The 16,900-nt window shown below is 65.0% G+C and carries 15 protein-coding genes; 1 reads left to right on the top strand and 14 read right to left on the bottom strand.

The window, feature by feature from the left end; translation table 11 throughout:
• Window positions 1-2 precede the first annotated feature (2 nt).
• Window positions 3-914 (bottom strand): LysR family transcriptional regulator, encoded by a 912-nt coding sequence (locus tag ACP691_RS08370; protein ID WP_426199351.1) that lies wholly within the window; start codon window positions 912-914, stop codon window positions 3-5.
• Between the two features lie 106 nt (window positions 915-1,020).
• The gene (locus ACP691_RS08365) at window positions 1,021-2,112 is read right to left on the bottom strand and encodes an NADH:flavin oxidoreductase/NADH oxidase (RefSeq protein ID WP_426199349.1); all 1,092 of its coding nucleotides are present in this window, start codon (window positions 2,110-2,112) and stop codon (window positions 1,021-1,023) included.
• Window positions 2,113-2,187: 75 nt separating this feature from the next.
• Between ACP691_RS08365 and ACP691_RS08360 the strand changes: the two genes are divergently transcribed.
• Window positions 2,188-2,499 carry an ArsR/SmtB family transcription factor gene (locus ACP691_RS08360; protein ID WP_426199347.1) on the top strand — a complete coding sequence of 104 codons (312 nt, stop codon included), beginning with the start codon at window positions 2,188-2,190 and terminating at the stop codon, window positions 2,497-2,499.
• A 29-nt stretch (window positions 2,500-2,528) separates the two neighbouring features.
• Here ACP691_RS08360 and ACP691_RS08355 read toward each other — a convergent pair whose 3' ends face one another.
• From ACP691_RS08355 to ACP691_RS08300, 12 genes are all read right to left on the bottom strand, one after another.
• Window positions 2,529-3,872, bottom strand: a complete 1,344-nt coding sequence (locus tag ACP691_RS08355) for an OprD family porin (RefSeq protein WP_426199345.1) — start codon at window positions 3,870-3,872, stop codon at window positions 2,529-2,531.
• A gap of 7 nt (window positions 3,873-3,879) precedes the next feature.
• Window positions 3,880-5,343 (bottom strand): ABC transporter ATP-binding protein, encoded by a 1,464-nt coding sequence (locus tag ACP691_RS08350; RefSeq protein ID WP_426199343.1) that lies wholly within the window; start codon window positions 5,341-5,343, stop codon window positions 3,880-3,882.
• The gene (locus tag ACP691_RS08345) at window positions 5,340-6,185 is read right to left on the bottom strand and encodes an ABC transporter permease (RefSeq protein ID WP_426199341.1); all 846 of its coding nucleotides are present in this window, start codon (window positions 6,183-6,185) and stop codon (window positions 5,340-5,342) included. The genes ACP691_RS08350 and ACP691_RS08345 overlap by 4 nt, the downstream gene beginning before the upstream one ends.
• A complete protein-coding gene (locus ACP691_RS08340) occupies window positions 6,182-7,117 on the bottom strand; it encodes an ABC transporter permease (protein WP_426199339.1) in 936 nt (311 codons plus the stop codon). Before ACP691_RS08340 ends, ACP691_RS08345 begins: the two co-directional genes overlap by 4 nt.
• Window positions 7,114-8,655, bottom strand: coding sequence for an ABC transporter substrate-binding protein (locus ACP691_RS08335; protein WP_426199337.1), 1,542 nt, complete (start codon window positions 8,653-8,655; stop codon window positions 7,114-7,116). Before ACP691_RS08335 ends, ACP691_RS08340 begins: the two co-directional genes overlap by 4 nt.
• Before the next feature lie 203 nt (window positions 8,656-8,858).
• Entirely contained in the window at window positions 8,859-9,992 is a 1,134-nt protein-coding gene (locus tag ACP691_RS08330; protein WP_426199648.1) for an MFS transporter, read from the bottom strand.
• Between the two features lie 261 nt (window positions 9,993-10,253).
• Window positions 10,254-10,973 (bottom strand): GntR family transcriptional regulator, encoded by a 720-nt coding sequence (locus ACP691_RS08325; protein ID WP_426199335.1) that lies wholly within the window; start codon window positions 10,971-10,973, stop codon window positions 10,254-10,256.
• Window positions 10,970-11,563, bottom strand: a complete 594-nt coding sequence (gene pnuC, locus ACP691_RS08320; protein ID WP_426199333.1) for a nicotinamide riboside transporter PnuC — start codon at window positions 11,561-11,563, stop codon at window positions 10,970-10,972. Before pnuC ends, ACP691_RS08325 begins: the two co-directional genes overlap by 4 nt.
• An 11-nt stretch (window positions 11,564-11,574) precedes the next feature.
• Window positions 11,575-13,734, bottom strand: coding sequence for a TonB-dependent siderophore receptor (locus ACP691_RS08315; RefSeq protein WP_426199331.1), 2,160 nt, complete (start codon window positions 13,732-13,734; stop codon window positions 11,575-11,577).
• 102 nt (window positions 13,735-13,836) lie between these two features.
• Window positions 13,837-14,724 carry a sulfurtransferase gene (locus ACP691_RS08310; RefSeq protein ID WP_426199328.1) on the bottom strand — a complete coding sequence of 296 codons (888 nt, stop codon included), beginning with the start codon at window positions 14,722-14,724 and terminating at the stop codon, window positions 13,837-13,839.
• On the bottom strand, window positions 14,721-15,866 hold the full coding sequence (locus tag ACP691_RS08305; RefSeq protein WP_426199327.1) for a phosphotransferase enzyme family protein: 1,146 nt from the start codon (window positions 15,864-15,866) through the stop codon (window positions 14,721-14,723). The genes ACP691_RS08310 and ACP691_RS08305 overlap by 4 nt, the downstream gene beginning before the upstream one ends.
• A complete protein-coding gene (locus tag ACP691_RS08300) occupies window positions 15,863-16,783 on the bottom strand; it encodes an ABC transporter substrate-binding protein (protein WP_426199325.1) in 921 nt (306 codons plus the stop codon). The genes ACP691_RS08305 and ACP691_RS08300 overlap by 4 nt, the downstream gene beginning before the upstream one ends.
• Window positions 16,784-16,900 lie beyond the last annotated feature (117 nt).

Below are 16,900 nucleotides of genomic sequence, written 5' to 3'. Positions count from 1 at the left end.
CACTAAGGCGTGACCTGGTCACAACTGGCGAATAAAAGCTGGCGCAGCCAGCGGTGGCCAGGGTCGGCATGGGTACGTTCATGCCAGGCCGCTACCTTGGTGAAACCTGGTACCGCCAGTGGCGGTTCCACCCAGGTCAAACCTTCCAGGCCCACAACCAGACGGCTTGGCAGCACGGCTACCCGATCGCTGGCGCGCAGAATCTCCGGCAGGATCAGAAAGCTTTTCACTGACAGGCTTACAGCGCGGCTGCGACCTAGGCGGGCCAGGGCCTCGTCAGTCACGCCTTCGAAGGCGCCGGCGGTATACGACACCAAGGCATGGTCCAGCGCGCAGAAGGCATCCAGCGTCAGCGGCGTGTCGGTATCAACTACAGGATGCCCCTGCCGTGCCACACACACGTAATGCTCGTCGAACAGCACCCGTGCATGCAGGTCGGCCGGCGCGCTCTGCGGGGTGACCAATGCAAGGTCCAGGTCGCCGCGTTCGAGCTGACGCTGCAACCGATCCTCTTCGACAGGCACCAGCGCAACCCGGATGCCTGGCGCCTCTGACTTGAGGCGAGCCAGAAACGGTACGGTGATGGCACGCAGGGCATAGTCGCTGGCGGCCAGGGTGAACGTCATCCGAGCACTGGAAGGCGTGAAGGTCGCGGGCGCCAACAGGCCCTCGACCCCAGCCAGGGCCGCCTTGAGCGGGGCGGCCAGTTGCTGCGCCCGCGCAGTAGCGACCATGCCGCGCTGGGCGCGCACGAAGAGCGGATCGTCGAAGGTTGCCCGTAACCGTGTAAGCATCCCGCTCATGGCCGGCTGGGTTACCCCCAGCCGCAGCGCCGCCCTCGTGACATTGCGCTCGTCAAGCAAGGCGTCCAGGGCCTTGAGCAGGTTGAAATCCAGAGCTTTCAGGTCACGCATGGAGAATGGCGTCAGATTGAAAGGGGCCAGCTTAGCATCACCCAGGCATTGCCTTGCCAGAGACCGCGCTGCTGCTCAGCCCCTGGCTTCAAGACAGGCCGGGGCCTTAGCGGTAACGCTCCAGCCAGTGGGCGTAAGGCGCCGGCAGGGTCCAGGAGGCTTTCTCGACGCCCAGTTCCTTGGCCGCGAAGTAGGCCCAATGGGGGTCAGCCAGGTGAGCGCGGCCTACCGAGACCAGGTCCAATTGGTTGGCGGCGACGGCCTGCTCGGCCAGCTGTGGCGTGCCGAAGCCCCAGGCGGAAGTGACCGGCAGGCCCGCTTCGCGGCGTACACGCTCAGCGACCGGCCCCATGAACGCCGGGCCCCATGGAATATTGGTGTCGGGAATGGTGAAGCCCACGCTGACGCTGAGCAGATCCAGCCCGCCGGCCTTGAAGCGGCGCGCCAGCTCGATGGATTCTTCCAGGGTCTGCTCGTCGCGACCATCGTATTCGATCACGCCGAACCGCGCAGTCAGGGGCAGGTGCTCAGGCCATACCTCGCGCACCGCGGCCAGAGTTTCCAACAGGAAGCGGCTGCGGTTTTCAAAGCTGCCGCCGTAAGCGTCGGTGCGCTGGTTGGAGTGCTCGGAGAAGAAGCTCTGGCCCAGGTAACCGTGGGCGAAGTGCAGTTCGATCCACTCAAAGCCTGCGTCCCGCGCGCGGCGGGCGGCATCGACGAAGTCCTGGCGAACCCGGGCAATGTCATCCAGGGTCATTTCCCGAGGTACCTTGGGCAGGTTGGCGCCGAACGCGATCGGGGAGGGCGCTATGGTCTGCCAGCCTTGCGGCGCGCCTTCAGCGATATGGTCATCGCCCTCCCAGGGGCGGTTGGCGCTGGCCTTGCGCCCGGCGTGGGCAATCTGGATGCCGGGCACCGAGCCTGCCGCCTTGATGGCTTGCACCGCGGGCACGAAGGCCTGGGCCAGCTCGTCGCTCCAGATACCGGCGCAGCCGGGGGTGATGCGTCCTTCAGGCGCAACCGCAGTGGCTTCGACCACCAACAGGCCGGCGCCGCCACGGGCCATGCTGGCCAGGTGAACCAGGTGCCAGTCGTTGATCAGTCCGTCCTTAGCCATGTACTGGCACATCGGGGGAATGGCGATGCGGTTGCGCAGAGTGACGTCTTTAAGCTTGAACGGTTGGAACAGCGCGGACATGGATAGGCTCCATCGGTTAAGTACGATAGTTCGATAGTATTCGAAATATAGCCGTGAGCGATAGCCCCCGGTATCATGTTCGTCATGCGAGCCTACAAACACCCGGAACCTGAAGCCTTTGTCCTCGAGCGTGTGCTCTACGCCTTGAGTGACCCCGTGCGCCTGGAAATAGTTCGACATCTGGCCGCCGTGGCGGAGGCCAGCTGCGGTGAACTGGACGGCGGAAGGCCCAAGTCCAGCGTTTCGCATCATTTCCGCGTGCTGCGGGACGCGGGCCTGGTGCATACCCGCAGCCTGGGCACTACCCATATGAATTCGCTGAGGCGTGATCAAATGGAGGCCAGGTTCCCTGGCTTGCTCGACGCCATCCTGGCGCAACGCGGCTAGGCGTCGGCGCCAGCTGGGAAAGCCTTGAATCAAAGCCTGCCCGTCAGTGGATATTCCACGGCCAGGCGGAGCTGATTCGTATCCAGCTCCGCCTGGGCCCTGTTTCCCCTGTGCACGTTGTGCCGCAGCGAGAATACGGCACCCTTGGCCTTGCCGCTCTGGACCACATAGCGGGCTTCCAGGTCACGCTCCCAATGCTTGCCGCCTTGACCATAGCCCAGATAGGCATAGCCGCCCCGCGGGTCGACCTGGCTGCCATCGATACCGAAACCGCGCACATAGGCCGCGCTCAGTTGTAGCCCGGGGGCGCCATACAGGCTCATGTCCAGGTCGTACCGCGCTTGCCACGACCTTTCATGAGGCGCGTTGAAGTCGGACAGTTGCACGGCGTTGGCCAGGAAGATCGCGCCCCGGGTGACATAGTCGAAGGGGCTGTCGCCGTTCACTTGCTGCCATCCCAGGCTCAGGCCATGGGCCCCTTGGCTGTAGCGCGAGAGCAGGCTCCAGGTGGTATTGTCGATACGCCCGGACAACGCCCGTCCGGTGTCCTGCGTTCGGTAGAGGTTAAGGTCAAGGCTGAGGCTGCGGCGGTCGTCCAGGGCCCGCACCAGGGTGGCGCCCAGGTAATGCTGGTTCCAGCTATCCTGGTAGCGGGCGCTGTAGAAGCTGGCGCGTAGCCCGGGGGATGGGTTCCATACCATCCCGGCGAGGTCGAAGGCATTGCCTTTGGGCGCATTGGAATAGTTGACTACCAGGCCCTGGTCGTGACTGCTGGCGTTGCGATCCGTGCTTTCGGTGAAATGGCCAGCCACCAGTCTCAGCGAATCCACTGGCTGGCTATTCAAGAACAAGCCTGTGGCGGTCTCGGGCAGCAAACGGCTGTCAGAAGAACTGAACACAGGCGTTTTCACCCGCTGTTCCCCATAAGTCAGCACGGTGTGCGCATAGCGCAGCTTGAGCGCGGCGCCGCCGCGGCTGTACTCGCCCTTTGGATGGCCCTCATTATCCAGCGCCAGCAGGCGCGCCTTGCCGGCCCGCCCGCCGCCGCTGTCCAGGCTGGCACCCAGATAGGCATGGGCATCGAGGCCCACGCCTAGTACCCCTTGGGTAAAGCCGGACTGAAACTGACCCATCAGGCCATATGCCCATTCCTCGGCTTTTCCATTGCGCTCGCGCCGAGGCTTGTAGGCATTGCGCGCGCCACCGTTGACGCCACCGTGGCGGTAGTCGCGATGATCGAACACGCTGCGATTGAGCAGGCTCCAGGTACTGTCTTCGAGCCAACCGTTGCCCCCGGGCGGTGCTGCCTCAGCAAGGGCCACCGGGCTGAACAATAGCGCAACGCCGAAGTTGCGAGCTGAATTCACGTTCATACAAACCTTACCGGGCTGGACTGCAGAAGGGTACGTCCCCAGCGGGCGAGGCCTGATCGACGGGGCGCTGCGCAAGGGCGCCCAGGTGTAGACGCTGGTCAGACACCGCCTCGATCAGCGCCTGGTCATGGCTGACCAGCAGCAGGGCCGTGCGGCTCTCCCTGACGGTTTCCACCAGCAGTTCCAGCATTTCCCGTTGGGTGATCAGGTCCAAACGCGAACTGGGCTCGTCAGCGAAGATGAACGCAGGCTCTACCAGCAGAACGCGCAGCAGCGAGAGCCGCTGCAGTTCGCCACCTGATACATTGCCGGGCCGGCGGTCGAGCAGCGCCGGCTCCAGGCGTAGGCGCTCCAGCAAAACGGCAATGCGCCGTGGGTCCAGGCGATGTCGCCGCACCAGGTCCGCCAGGGTACGACCGAGGGTCACGCTTGCAGGGAAAGCAGCGACCGGATCCTGGAACAATTTCTGGAAGGCGATCCGAGGCGCCCCGGGCAGGCGCGTGACGGTGCCTGAATGAGGGTGGATCAGCCCCAGAAGCGCATCGCCCAAGGTGGACTTTCCGCACCCGGACGGCCCAGTCACGCCAAGAATCTGCCCGCGATGCAGGCTGAAATGCAAGTCACGGAACAGCGTCTTGCCGCCGCGCGCCAGCGCAAGATCGCGCACCGCTATCACGGGCTCGCCTTCGGGTGTTCGAACCGGCGAGCGTGGCCACTGGGCGGGCTCCGCAGCCAGGAGGGCGCGGGTATAGGCGTGACGAGGTTCATTGAGCACCTGCTCAGCGCTGCCGGTTTCGATGACCTTGCCTTTGAGCATGATCATTACCTGGCCGCCCAGCCGGCGGGCCACCTCCAGGTCATGAGTGATGACCAGAAGCGCGCCGCCGGCTTCGGTGCCGGCCTTGAGCAGGTCGACGACCTCGCCGATGCGGGCGCTGTCCAGGCCCTTGGTGGGTTCGTCGGCGACCATGATGGACGCGCCGCCGCCATGGGCGGCCACGAAGGCCAGACGCTGGGCCATCCCGCCGGACAGCTGAAAGGGAAATTGCCGCCCGGCCTTTTCCAGGCCCACTTTCGCCAGCGCCTCGCGGGCAGAAGCTCGGGCCCTCATCCTCGGTTGGCCCAGCACATGCTGGTAGGTTTCGGTCACTTGCTCCAGGGCGGCCATGGTTGGGTCCAGGCTTAGCCAGGGTTCCTGGGGTAACACGGCCACTTGCCGGCCCCATAACGCCCTGCGGCCCTGATCGCGTCCGTCCTCGCCGAAGCCATCGGCGAATTCGACCCGGCCTTCGGCATACAGGCCTGAGGGAAGATTTCCCACTACCCCTTGGGCGAACAAACTCTTGCCTGAGCCCGTCTCCCCGATGATGGTCAGTACCTGGCCCGGTAGCAATTCGATGGACAGGGGCTCGACCAATTGCGAGTGCGCGGTGCGGATCTCCAACGCCTGGGTTTTCAACAGGGGCTTCATGGCTTTTGCCTCCCGGCAATCAAGAGCAAGGACAGGACGATAAGAAAGATCACCGCGATGGGCAGGGCCAGAGCCTGGGGTGCTTCAGCGAAATAGGGCAGCAACTCGGTGATCATCAAGCCCAGCTCGGCGGTCGGTGGCCGCACCCCCACGCTGACGAAGCCCAGGGCGGCGATCGCCATGATGGCCGAGGCCGCGCCGAACGCCGCCAGGGTGGTGATCACTGGCGCCAACTGCGGCCACAGGTGGCGCTGGAAGATGTACAGCGGCCCGAACCCGAGCAGGCGACTGGCGGTGACTGCCTGGGAGGCCAGCACGGTACGCGCCAGCGCCCGGGTCATGCGGAAGTACTCGATCCACAGCACCAGCGCCACAGCCCCATACAGCGCCAGGAAAGAGCCCGGATAGATAGCGACCACCAGTAACACCAGCAGCAGCCCAGGCAGGGCGAGAAACATTTCAGTCAGCAGGCCCAGGCATTTATCGGTCAGCCCGCCGCGCCAGGCCGCCAGAAGGCCCAGCAGGACGCCCGGCACGGCCGCGCTGGCTACGCTGACCAGGGCCAACCCCAGGGACAGGCGCACCGCGGCCGCCAGGCGGGCAAGCATGTCGCGTCCCAGATGGTCAGTACCCAAGGGATGGGCGCCGCTGAAAGGTGAGAGGATGGCGTTGTAGTCCTGGCGGGCGATATCGCCCTGCCACAGCAGCGGAACCAGGAAGCCGAAGCCCGCAAGGGCCACGAGCAACGCCATGCCTGCGATCCGCGCCGTGCCATGGGCGCTGTCACGCACATTGCCCAAGGGTTCCGGCGTTGGGTCCAGCGTAAGGGATCGAGTGTTCATGCCGCGCTCCGTCGAGGGTCGATCAGGTGGTTGGCCATATCCACCAAGGTGTTGAGCAGCACGAACATCAGCCCCATGGCCAGGGCCGCGCCCTGGACCATCGGCACGTCGCGCTGGACGATGGCGTGTACCAGGCCGTGGCCGATGCCCGGCCAGGCGAACAGGGTTTCAACCACCACTACACCCTCGATCAGGTACACCAGCTGGACGCCGAGATAGGTGACCAGCGCAACGCCGATGTTGCGCAGGCCATGGCGCAGGAACAGTCGTGCCTCCCCCAGGCCCTTGAGCCGGCCAAAGGCATAGAAGGGAGACGCTGCGACCTGCACCGTGGCGTCCCGGGCGACGCAGGAGGACACCGCCGCCAGGCCCAGCCCCAGGGTAAGGGTGGGCAGTACGGCATGCGCCCAGGTGCCATGGCCAGCGGAAGGCAGCAGCCCCCAGGACACGGCGAACAGCAATACGAGGATCACCCCCAGCACGAAGTGTGGCAGGGCCCGGGTGGCGGTGCTGAGCATGAGCAGGGCACGGTCCAGCAGGCTTCCTGGGCGCAGCCCGGCCAGCACTCCCAGGGGTGGGCCAAGGATGACGGACAACAGTACCGCGCCGAGCGCCAGGCGAACCGAGCTGCCCAGTTCATGCCGGATCACCTCGCTGACGGCCATGCCGGAGACAAGGGATTTGCCCAGGTCGAGGCTCATGAGGTTGCCGATCCAGTTCAGGAAGCGCCAGGCCACGGGCTGATCCAGCCCCAGTTCGGCCCGTACGGCTTCGGCGGCGGCGCCGCTGACCATGTCGTAACCGTAGCGGCCGGCCGCGATCCGGTATGCCGCGTCGCCGGGCAGCAGCGTCATCAGAAGGAAGGTAAGGGCGCCTACCAACAAGGCAACCATCGCCGCTTGCAAGAGCCTGAAGCCCAAAAGTCGGATCATGGTGCCCACCTCATGGTGCTCAGGCCGAAGGTCCGCTCCAGGGGATCGATGGCAGCGCCTTCCACGGTCTTGGCTACCGCGATGGATTGGCGGTACCAGGCCACGGGTATGATCGGCAGTTCGTTCTGTACCTGACCGACGAGTGCATAGCGCAGGCGTTGCTGCTCGGCGGGGTCGCTGCTCGCCAGCAGGGCATCGAGCGTTTGATCGAAGCCTGGGCTTTTCCAGCCCAGCGGGCCCCATTCAGCCCCACCGTTGGCGAAATCGCCGTAGAGGGTGACCAGGGGATCTGGCGCCAAGGCGTAATTGCGCGAGAACAGTGCCAGCTGCAGGCTGCCGTCCTGGTACGCGGCGGGGATGGCGCTGGCGTTCTCGACCGCCACTTCCACCTCTACCCCCACCTCGCGTAGTTGGGCCTGCAAAGCGGTGGCAATCAAGGGAAGCTCTGGGCGGTCGGCGAAGGTCAGCAATTTCAGGCGCAGGGGCACGCCGTCCTTGTGCAGCACGCCGTCGCTGCCAGGCTGCCAACCCTCGGCCTTGAGCAGCTCGCGCGCCGCGGCCGGGTCGTAGGCCAGAGGGGGCAGGCTCGGGTCATGCCAGGCTGCCAGGTTGCTGGCGAACATCTGGGTCGCCCCCGTACCTGGCGCCCTCAATACCGCAGCAGCGATGCCCTCACGCTGTATGGCCAGGCTCAGCGCCCTGCGCGTCTGGGTCGAAGCGGTGGCACCCTGGCCGGCGTTCAGCGCCAGCATGACCACGCGCGGCACCGGCCCCATGAGCACTTGCAAGTTCTCGGCGCGGGACAGGCGGGCAATGCTGGGTGGGTCCAGCTGGAACACCAGTTCGGCACCGCCGCTTTGCGCCATCAGCGCGCGGGTTTCCCCGCGACCGGCACCCAGGTAGGTGGCTTTCTCGATGCTGGGCTTGGTGCCCCAATACTGTTCGAAACGTTGCGCGGTGAGCCTTTGCGGCGGCTGCACCAATGTGGCCTGGTAAGGCCCGGTGCCGACGATGCTTCGCACGGCGCCGCTGGTGTCATAGGCGCTGGCGGCCAGGATGCTGGTGGAAGAGTGGGCAAGCAGCGCGGGCAGGGGCGGGAAGGGCTGAGCCAGGCGGATGACCAGTTCGTTGCCCTCGGCGCCGATGGCTTCGATACGCGCGCTACGCAGGATGGATGCCTTGTCCCGTGCCAGCTTCAAAGAATGAGCCGCCGTCTCGGCGGTGAGCGCCGTGCCATCGTGGAACCTTACATTGGGCCGTATGCGCAGGCGCCAGATTCTGCCAGCGTCCGAAACGCTCCAGGCTTCGGCCAGTCCCGGCATGGGACGGCCGTTGGCATCAGCTTCCAGCAACGTTTCGGTGATCTGCATGCGTTGGAAGATGTAGCCGGATACGGAGGGGTCCAGCCCGACGATTTCGAACGGGGCTACCACATCGAAGACCCCATCGTGGGCCTGAGCCTGCCCAGAGGACACGGCCAGCCAAGCCGCGAGGGAAACCGCGAGCAGCTTCAGGGGCCGCTTCACTACCATTGCCATGACATTCCTTATGACGACCTAGATGAACAAGACTTCACCTGATGAAGGGGGTCGGCATCAAAAGCAATGTGATAATGTAACGTCCATTGGGGAAACGTTTTGTAACAACGGAACGGCTAGCGAGGAAGGCATGACAGCGGCGAAGCCGGCCCGTGGTCCAGGCCGGTTCGCTGCAAAGGCAGGGCGCTAGCCAGCAGGGAAGATCAACGCCCGCCTTTCATCCGGCGGGCCAGCCCGTATACGGCCAGGCCGACCAAGGCTGTGGCTGCGCCTATATAACCTGTGCTGGTCCAGCCGAAGCCCGCGGTGATGGCCATCCCGCCGAACCAGGGGCCCAGGGCATTGGCCAGGTTGAAGGCCGCATGGTTGGAGGCCGCGGCCAGGCTGGGGGCCTCGTGGGCGATGTCCATCAACCGGATCTGCAAGGGCGCGGCGAGGGCCACCATGGTACCGACCAGGCCGATCGCCAGCAGAACCGACCAAAGCGCGCCCGCCGCTACCGTGAAGAACAGCAGCACGGCGACCGACCAGGCCAGCACCAGGCCCACTGCGCGGAACCCGAAGCGATCGAACAGTTTACCGCCAGCCAGGTTGCCAGTGATGCCACCGACGCCAAAGGCCGCCAGGCCGAAGGGAATCCACTGGGCGGATACGCCCGTCACCTCCAGCATGGTGGGCGCGAGATAACTGAACACGCAAAACATTCCGGCAAAGCCGATGGCGGCAATGGCCAGGGCCATCCACACCTGGGGCAGGCCAAAGGCTTGCAGTTCCTTGCGCGGGTCGCTGCGAGGCTCGTCCGCCGGCTGCGGTACGAAGCGCCATACCAAGGCAATGGTGCACAGTGCCAGCCCCCCGACCAGGATAAAGGCCGAGCGCCAGCCGAAGAACTGGCCCAGGAAGGTCGCTACCGGGTTGCCCAGCAGCATGGCCAGGGTAAGCCCCATCATGACTCGGGCTACAGCACCGGCACGTTGGTTGCTTGGAACCATGCTTGAAGCGACCACCGCGGCGATACCGAAGTAGGCGCCATGGGGCAGGCCGCTGATGAAGCGGAAGGCGACCAGGCCAGCGAAGGAAGGGGCGAAAGCCGTGGCCAGGTTGCCCAGTGCGTAAAGGGCCATCAACAGCAGGAGCATGTGCTTGCGCAACAATTTCGCGCCCAGGATGGCCAGGCCAGGCGCGCCCACCACCACGCCCAGGGCATAGGCGCTGATGGCGTGGCCCACTTCCGGCTCACTGAGTTGAAGGTTATGGCCGATGTCAGGCATCAAACCCATGATGGCGAACTCGCCGGTACCTATGGCGAAACTTCCCAAGGCCATGGCGGCTTCCATTTTTCCCACCGAGGTTCTTGACGCGGCGACGGGTGACGGTTGTTGGAGGGACATCGGGTTCCTTAAGGTGTGCTGAATCGATAAAAACCCGTAAGTTTAATTAATATGTGTTCATCGGCACAGCTTTCCTAAGTGACTGCCCAGCCTCCTTGAAAGGGCCGAAGCTCTCGAATGGGCGGGCATTGATCTGGCGCTGCCCCCCTTTCCGAGCTACGCCTTTGAGCTCCTTCCGCGTCGTACCTGTGTTACTAAACGGCTGTGTCAGCCGCCAACTTCGAACCCCATCTTCACCGCATCGGGCCGCCAGTACTCCAGGTCGTATTCCACGGGCGTGCCCTGGGCGTCGCGGCATAGCCGCTCGAGCATGAGGCCACTGGAACCGGCGGCCAGCTCAAGTAGCTGACCTTGAATTTCATCGAGCACGCAGGGCTTGAACGTGATCTCACTGCGCGCCTGAACGCGCCCGTAACGCTGGCGGAGCAATTGAGTCAAGGAACTGCCCAGCGGCTGGTCCAGCAGGCCTGGACACCACTGTTCGGTAAGGATGTTGGTTTCCAGCAGCACCGGGCGGCCATCGACCCAACGGCGACGCTCAAGGTGATACACCCAAGCGCCCACGTCCACTTGCAGCCGAACGGCCAGCCAGGCGGGCGCCTGGCGACGCTCGGCCAGTAAGTACTCGGTACGGGGTTCACGGCCCTGGGCCGTGACGTATTCCATGAAGCTGGTGACGCGGCTAGGGTCATAAGCGACAGGCGCGCTGGAGACGAACCAGCCGCGCTTGTGGCCACGGTAGATGGCACCCTCGGCCTCCAGCCGGGCAAGTGCCTGGCGCAGGGTCACCCGGGTGCAGCCGAAGCGCTCGGCCAGCTCGCGTTCGGTTGGGAAGCGTTCGCCGGCCTGAAGCCTGCCTGAGTCCAGGTCTTCAGCCAGGGCATCATGGATGCGCAGGTACTGTGAGTTGGCGGGCTTGATTGTCATGGCAGGGCGGGCGCTGCTTCGGTGTGTTGCTTTCCAGCCTGCAGGTTTCGCTGCCAGGCGCGCAGCCCATATAGTGCCAGAATGATGAAGCCGCCATACAGGGCCGCGGTCAGTGGCAGGTCCTTGTGGTAATAAAGCCCGGTGTAGACCGCGTCCAGCACGATCCACAACCACCAGCTCGCCACATACTTGCGCGCGGCCCAGTAGCTGGCCACTAGGCTGTAAACCGCGAGGGCCGCATCCAGCCAGGGGACCTGGGCGTCGGTGAACTGGGCCATGCTGGCGCCTAGCAACAGCGCCAGGAGGCCGCCGATGACAAGGCCCTTCCAGGCCAGGGGCATCGGCAAGCGCTCCACGTGCACGCGGCCGGCCTCCACCTTGCCGCAGCGCCACTGCCACCATCCATACCCCTGCATGAACACGAAGACGATTTGCAGCAGCATGTCCGAATAGAGCTTCACGTCGTAAAAGATCCATACGTACAGCAGTACCGCGATCACATTGACCGGCCAGCACCAGGGCGTGCGCCTGGCCGTAAGCCAGACGCCGAGCATATTGATGATCACCGCGATGATTTCCAGGTCGGACATGGCCGTGCTCCTTAAAAGTTGACGGTTGCCGACAAGCGCGCCGTACGTGGCGCCCCGGGGAACAGGTAGCCGTCGCCCATGTACTCGCCCACGTCCCGCCAGTATGCCTTGTCGAAGAGGTTGTCGATGCTTAGCCTGAACACAGTTTCATAGCCGTCGATCCGGGTGCTATAGCGGCCGCCGGCGTTGAATACCGCATAGTCCCCGACCTTCACCGTTGCGGCGCGGTTGGCGTAGCGGCGCCCGCTGTACTGCACGCCCCCAAGCAAGGACAACCCTTGGACGCCAGGCACGCTGTAGTCGCCGTAGAAACTGGCCTGTACCTTGGGCACGTTGATCGCCTGGTGGCCGTCATAGGCCTCGGTGCCGCTACCGCTCACCCGGGCGCGGATCGCCGCCATGCTGGCGGTCAGCTGCAAGTGTTCGCTGGCCCGGCCGGTAGCGGTCAGTTCCAGCCCCGTGTTTTTCTGTCGGCCTTGCTGTACGAAGGTAAGGCTACCGTCGCCGTTATCGCGCGAGTACTGGTAACCCTGCTGCAACTCAAAGAGCGCCGCGCTCAGGCTCAGGCGTTGCCATTGCTGCTTCACGCCCAGCTCCAGCTGACGGGAGATCGTCGGGGCCAAGATATCGCCAGCGTTGGTGGTGTACCAGTCCGCTTCCCGGCCCAGCGCCAAGCCCTTGCTGTAGCGGGCGTAGAATGAGGTATCGACCCAGGGCTGGTAAATGACGGCGACGTCTGGCAGCCATTTCCACTGACGGGTATGGCGGGTGGTATCGCCGTCGCTATCGAAGATCTTTTCATCCAGCAGCACCTGTCGACCGCCCACTACCAGTTGCCACCGGTCATCGAGGTGCAGGCGGTCGCTGATTGACAGGCCGTACTGGCGGCTGTCGAGGTGACGATAGCTGGGCGCCAAGCTTGCACTCGAGGGTGACACACGGGTTGCCGCGCCATGGATATTGCCGCTGCCGACCCACTCGTTGATCTCCGGATGGCTGTCCAGGGTCCGGCGCTGGGCACTCAGGCCCAGCGTGAGTTCGTGCAACAACCCCGCTGTGCTGAACCGGCCGTCCAGAGAAGCCTGGGCTTCGTCCACCCGCCGCGTGTCGCTGGGGCTGCGGAAGTCGTAGATGTCATAGTCACCCTCGCGGCTGAAATGGTTGGGCACCGCGTCATTGGCGCAGCTGACCGCCCCGTAGCAGCCCCAGGGAAATGCACTGTAGTCGTCGATCACAACCTGGCTGTGCGCCAGGCCCAGGTGGGCTGACCAGTCGTCGTTGAGCGTATAGGTATAGCGGCCGCTGGTGTTGAGCGAGTCCATACGTACGGGCTTGGCCCAGCCCTGGTCGGCCAACAGGTCATGAGGGTCGATGCCATGGGGCACCTCGGTGCCGCCGAGCAATTGGTAACCGGGGACCGAGCGCTGTTCCCGGGCCTGGTACTCGAAGTCCAGTTGTAAGGTGGAGCGAGGGTCGATCATCCAATCGACGGCCAAGGAGGCGAAGTCCCTTTGGCCGTCGGCGTGGTCCACATAAGAGCGCAAGTCGTCGTGGGCCAGGTTGGCGCGCACCCCGACCTGCTGCTCGACGCCAAACCAATGACCCAGGTCCAGCGCCAATGAGCGTTCGCCGTCCTGGTTGGTGGCGACGCTGACCGACCGCACTTCCCGAGGGCGCTTGGTCACGTAGTCGATGAGGCCCCCGGGTTCGCTCACCCCGCTTTGCAGGCCGGCCAACCCCTTGAGCACCTCGACCTGTTCCTTGTTTTCCAGGGCAACGTTCTGCTCGCCGGCGATGGTGAAACCGTTGATCTTGTAGCTGCTGGCGGCATTCAGCGAAAAGCCGCGCAGTACGAAGTTCTCGTAATAGCCTACAGGCGCATAGCTTAGGCCCGCGGCGGCCTCGTTGCGCAGCACGTCGCTGAGCAGCCGGGCCTGCTGGTCTTGCAGCAGGGCGGCGTTATAGACCGATACCGAGGCCGCGGTATCCAGCAGGGGAGTATCAATGCCCCCGGCCACCGACGCCGTAGGGGTTTCATACCCGTCGCCGGCATTGCCGACCACCGTAACGGTGCCAAGGGTCGTAGTCTCATCCGCCGCCGCAGCGCCGGCCGAGGCCAGGGCGATACCGGTAAACAGCAGACGGGCCGGAAAAGGAAGTTGATGCAACATCGAGGCAGCTCCAGTGAACGAGTCGTTGCGGTGCGCGCACGCCGGCCCCCGTGGGCGGGGGCGAGTGAGGGTGCGAAGTGTACGCGTGCCTGTGGCAAGCGGTCAGGCCGGAGCTGCTCCGGTGGACATTGGCAAAGCGGGGTCGGCGCTCCACTGCTGCAAGGAGCCGTCATACAGGGCCACGCGCTCGCGGCCGAGCAGGATCAGCGCCAGGGCGGTGGCGGCTGCGGAGATGCCGCCGCCACAATACAGAACCAACGGGGTATCGCTGGCCAGCACGACCTCGCCCAAGGCGGCCCGCAGGCCAGGTGCGGCCTTGAGTCGGCGGTCGGCCTGATAGAGGTCGCGAGCCGGTCGGCTCAGGCTGGCGGGAATGTGCCCTCGGCGCGTGTAGCGGGTAACGGCGCTGCCCTCGAAGACCGCCGTGGACAGGGCGCACAGCAGCTGCCCCGGCGCCTGCCCTTGGGCAATGGCCAATACCTGAGCCTGGCTCGCCCAGGCCTGGGGTCGCGGCCGGGCGACGGGTGCCGTGGTCGCAGGCACGGGCGAGCCTTGCCCACGCTCAAGGGGCAGCCCCGCTTGCCGCCAGGCGTGTAACCCGCCATCGAGGACAAAAGCTGGGATGCCGACGCTATGCAGCATCCACCACAGTCGCGCGGCCCAGAAGCCTTCGCTGCTGTCGTAAACCACCAGGGTGGCGCCAGGCCCCACGCCAAGCGCCTGCAGCTTGCGTGCGAAGGCGTCAGCCGCTGGCATGGCGAAGCTGTAGCCCGCTGCCGGATCGCTCAGATCGTAGAGCAGATCGGCGTGACCTGAGCCAGGGATATGGGCTTGGAGCCAGCCGTCCTGGCCGCTGTGAACGTGGTAGTCACCGTCAAAGGACGGAGCGCGCAGGTCCACAGTGGCGTCCAGCAGCACAAGGTCCGCAGTGCCGAGGCGCGCGTAGAGCTCGGCCGCGCTCATCAACAGGTCCAGGGCATATCCGCTCATGCCCAATCCCCTCGGCGCTCGCGCAAATGCCCCAGCAGGCGCTGGCCGTCCTCCGCCTCGAACCAGCGTGCGTGACGCAGAAGATAGCCCTCCCAGGCCAGGTCTGCATTGGCGCGATCTTCCAGCAAGCCTTCAAAGTACGCGACTTCCGAGAGCGCGAAGTCCAGATGCACCATAGGCAGCACAGCGACCAGCGCATCGACCTGCGGCCCGGTCAAGGGCCGGGCCTGGGCGTAGCCTGCGAGCAGATGGTCGACGGTGGCCAGGTCGGCCCTGGCCGCCCTGCCATGGTCGAGCTCCAGCCACGCAATAGCGTTGCGCTCCAGAGCGGTGGCCAAGTCGTAAATCGCGCAGGTGCGATCGCACAGGCCGAAATCGAGAACGCTGGCAACTCCGTCAAGGTCGCCTTGCCGGTTCCAGAGCAGGTTGGAAGCATGCCAGTCGTTGTGGGTCCAGAGCGGCGGCTGGCGCCGCAGGTGCTCACGAGCGACCCGCTGCAAGGGAACCAGAAGCGCTAACTCGCAGCGCCAGTCACGCCCGGCCAGGTAACGGCCCAAGGCCGGAGAGCGCTCGGCCTGAGCCTCCACCGCGTCGAGCAGATTCACACTGTTCAGGCAGCTCGGTCGGCTCACCAACGCCTGGGCTTGGCGCCCGGGGGCCAGGTAGCCCTGAGCGGCCTCGTGCAACCTGGCCAGGGCCAGCCCCGCCGCCTGAGCATGAGCCGGCCGCTGGAAGGGTTCCCAGGACTGAGTGTCACGGTAAAGGTCCGCGCCTTTGGCCCGGGCGTGGACCTCATAGGTCCAGCCGTCACGTTCGATGGCGCTGTGGCCATCGCCGTCACGCTCCACCTGGGGGACGGGGCAGCCCTGTCGATCCAGGTGGGCGATAAAGCCATGTTCTTCCTGCAGCTCGGCGGCTGTGCGTACCCGGCGATGATGTCGCTTGACGAACCATTGGCCACCGGTCGTGGTCACCAGCGCGGCGGCGGAGAACGGCCGCGGGCTATGCCATTGCACGGCTTGCAGCGAGCCTACCTGGGGAAAGCCGCGCAGTAACTCGCAAAGCTCTTCCTGCCTGAGCAACGGCCAGACGGGTGGGACCGAGTCGCCGCTCATGCCATGGCTGTGGGGCGCTTGACTCATGGTCGCGGCTCCGGAAGGAATTCGTTGGTATAGGCATCGGCCCAGACGGCGGCGTCCGCCAGAATGCCGTGCTGGTGCAGCCATCGGGCATAGGGCTCGATCAGCGGCTGACGTTGTTCGCCCCAGCGACCTTCGTGAAGCCAGGTCGGGGCTATCCGCGTCAGGGATTGGTCGATCAGGTTCCGCGAGAAGTAGGGGATGACTCGCTCATAGGCCGCACGGGCAATGCTCGGTTGTTCAGCGGCGGCGAGAAAGCCCCGGGCCGTGGCTTCCAGAAACGCGCGCAGCAGGTGCGGATGGCGTTCGACCCAGCCTTCATGGCCCCCTAGCTGATAACTGTGATAGGCCGGCGCGCCCCATTGGCTGACTGGCCAGACTCGACGCCTATGGGTGGCGATCGGGCTGTCCATCAAGGCTTCCCACGCCCAATAGCCACCGAAGCTGGCGTGCGCGAGCCCCGCCGCCAGGTCTTCCGGGCGTAGCTCGCGGCTGCCGGCATCGACGATCGACAGGGCATCGGGGTCGCCGCCATCCTGGCGCACCAGGTGCCTGACCATGGCCAGGCCGCGGGGTGTGGGGTTCATGGCAAGACGCTTGCCCACCAGGTCTCGGGGACGTTCGATGCCGAAGTCGGCCAGGGTCTGTATGGCTTCCAGCCCGGTGTGGTTGATGGCGGCGACCCCGAGCAATGGCTGACGCTGGTCGCGGCGCACTAGCAGGCGATTGCCCGGAAAGATCGCCAGGTCCACCTGGCCGTCGAGCAGGTATTGCAAGCTATCACCGCGCTCGGGGTCCGGCACTCGCAATTCGACGTCCAGGCCCGCTTCGGCGTACCAGCCGCGTTCACGTGCGACATAGAAACCGGCCGAATTGGGCCAGGGGTGGAAGTACTCCAGCATGACTTTGAGCGAATGCATCGAACGGCAACCTTGGGTGGCGAGGTGCCGTCTTTATACGATGAGGATTTGGTATAGACCAAATACGGAAAAGGTCTATGCTTAGGCCGGGTTCTCTGACTGCCCGACAGATCGCGA

The organism is Pseudomonas sp. DC3200b2 (assembly GCF_049895785.1).
GTDB lineage: Bacteria > Pseudomonadota > Gammaproteobacteria > Pseudomonadales > Pseudomonadaceae > Aquipseudomonas > Aquipseudomonas massiliensis.
This window is presented reverse-complemented; position numbering and strand designations above follow the sequence as displayed.

Coding starts and splice junctions, on each gene's coding strand:
- ACP691_RS08365 (WP_426199349.1), bottom strand. CDS start 2,112: ATGTCCGCGCTGTTCCAACCGTTCAAGCTTAAAGACGTCACTCTGCGC.
- ACP691_RS08300 (WP_426199325.1), bottom strand. CDS start 16,783: ATGCATTCGCTCAAAGTCATGCTGGAGTACTTCCACCCCTGGCCCAAT.
- ACP691_RS08315 (WP_426199331.1), bottom strand. CDS start 13,734: ATGTTGCATCAACTTCCTTTTCCGGCCCGTCTGCTGTTTACCGGTATC.
- ACP691_RS08325 (WP_426199335.1), bottom strand. CDS start 10,973: ATGACAATCAAGCCCGCCAACTCACAGTACCTGCGCATCCATGATGCC.
- ACP691_RS08330 (WP_426199648.1), bottom strand. CDS start 9,992: ATGGAAGCCGCCATGGCCTTGGGAAGTTTCGCCATAGGTACCGGCGAG.
- ACP691_RS08345 (WP_426199341.1), bottom strand. CDS start 6,185: ATGAACACTCGATCCCTTACGCTGGACCCAACGCCGGAACCCTTGGGC.
- ACP691_RS08310 (WP_426199328.1), bottom strand. CDS start 14,724: ATGAGCGGATATGCCCTGGACCTGTTGATGAGCGCGGCCGAGCTCTAC.
- pnuC (WP_426199333.1), bottom strand. CDS start 11,563: ATGTCCGACCTGGAAATCATCGCGGTGATCATCAATATGCTCGGCGTC.
- ACP691_RS08340 (WP_426199339.1), bottom strand. CDS start 7,117: ATGATCCGACTTTTGGGCTTCAGGCTCTTGCAAGCGGCGATGGTTGCC.
- ACP691_RS08370 (WP_426199351.1), bottom strand. CDS start 914: ATGCGTGACCTGAAAGCTCTGGATTTCAACCTGCTCAAGGCCCTGGAC.
- ACP691_RS08305 (WP_426199327.1), bottom strand. CDS start 15,866: ATGAGTCAAGCGCCCCACAGCCATGGCATGAGCGGCGACTCGGTCCCA.
- ACP691_RS08335 (WP_426199337.1), bottom strand. CDS start 8,655: ATGGCAATGGTAGTGAAGCGGCCCCTGAAGCTGCTCGCGGTTTCCCTC.
- ACP691_RS08360 (WP_426199347.1), top strand. CDS start 2,188: ATGTTCGTCATGCGAGCCTACAAACACCCGGAACCTGAAGCCTTTGTC.
- ACP691_RS08350 (WP_426199343.1), bottom strand. CDS start 5,343: ATGAAGCCCCTGTTGAAAACCCAGGCGTTGGAGATCCGCACCGCGCAC.
- ACP691_RS08355 (WP_426199345.1), bottom strand. CDS start 3,872: ATGAACGTGAATTCAGCTCGCAACTTCGGCGTTGCGCTATTGTTCAGC.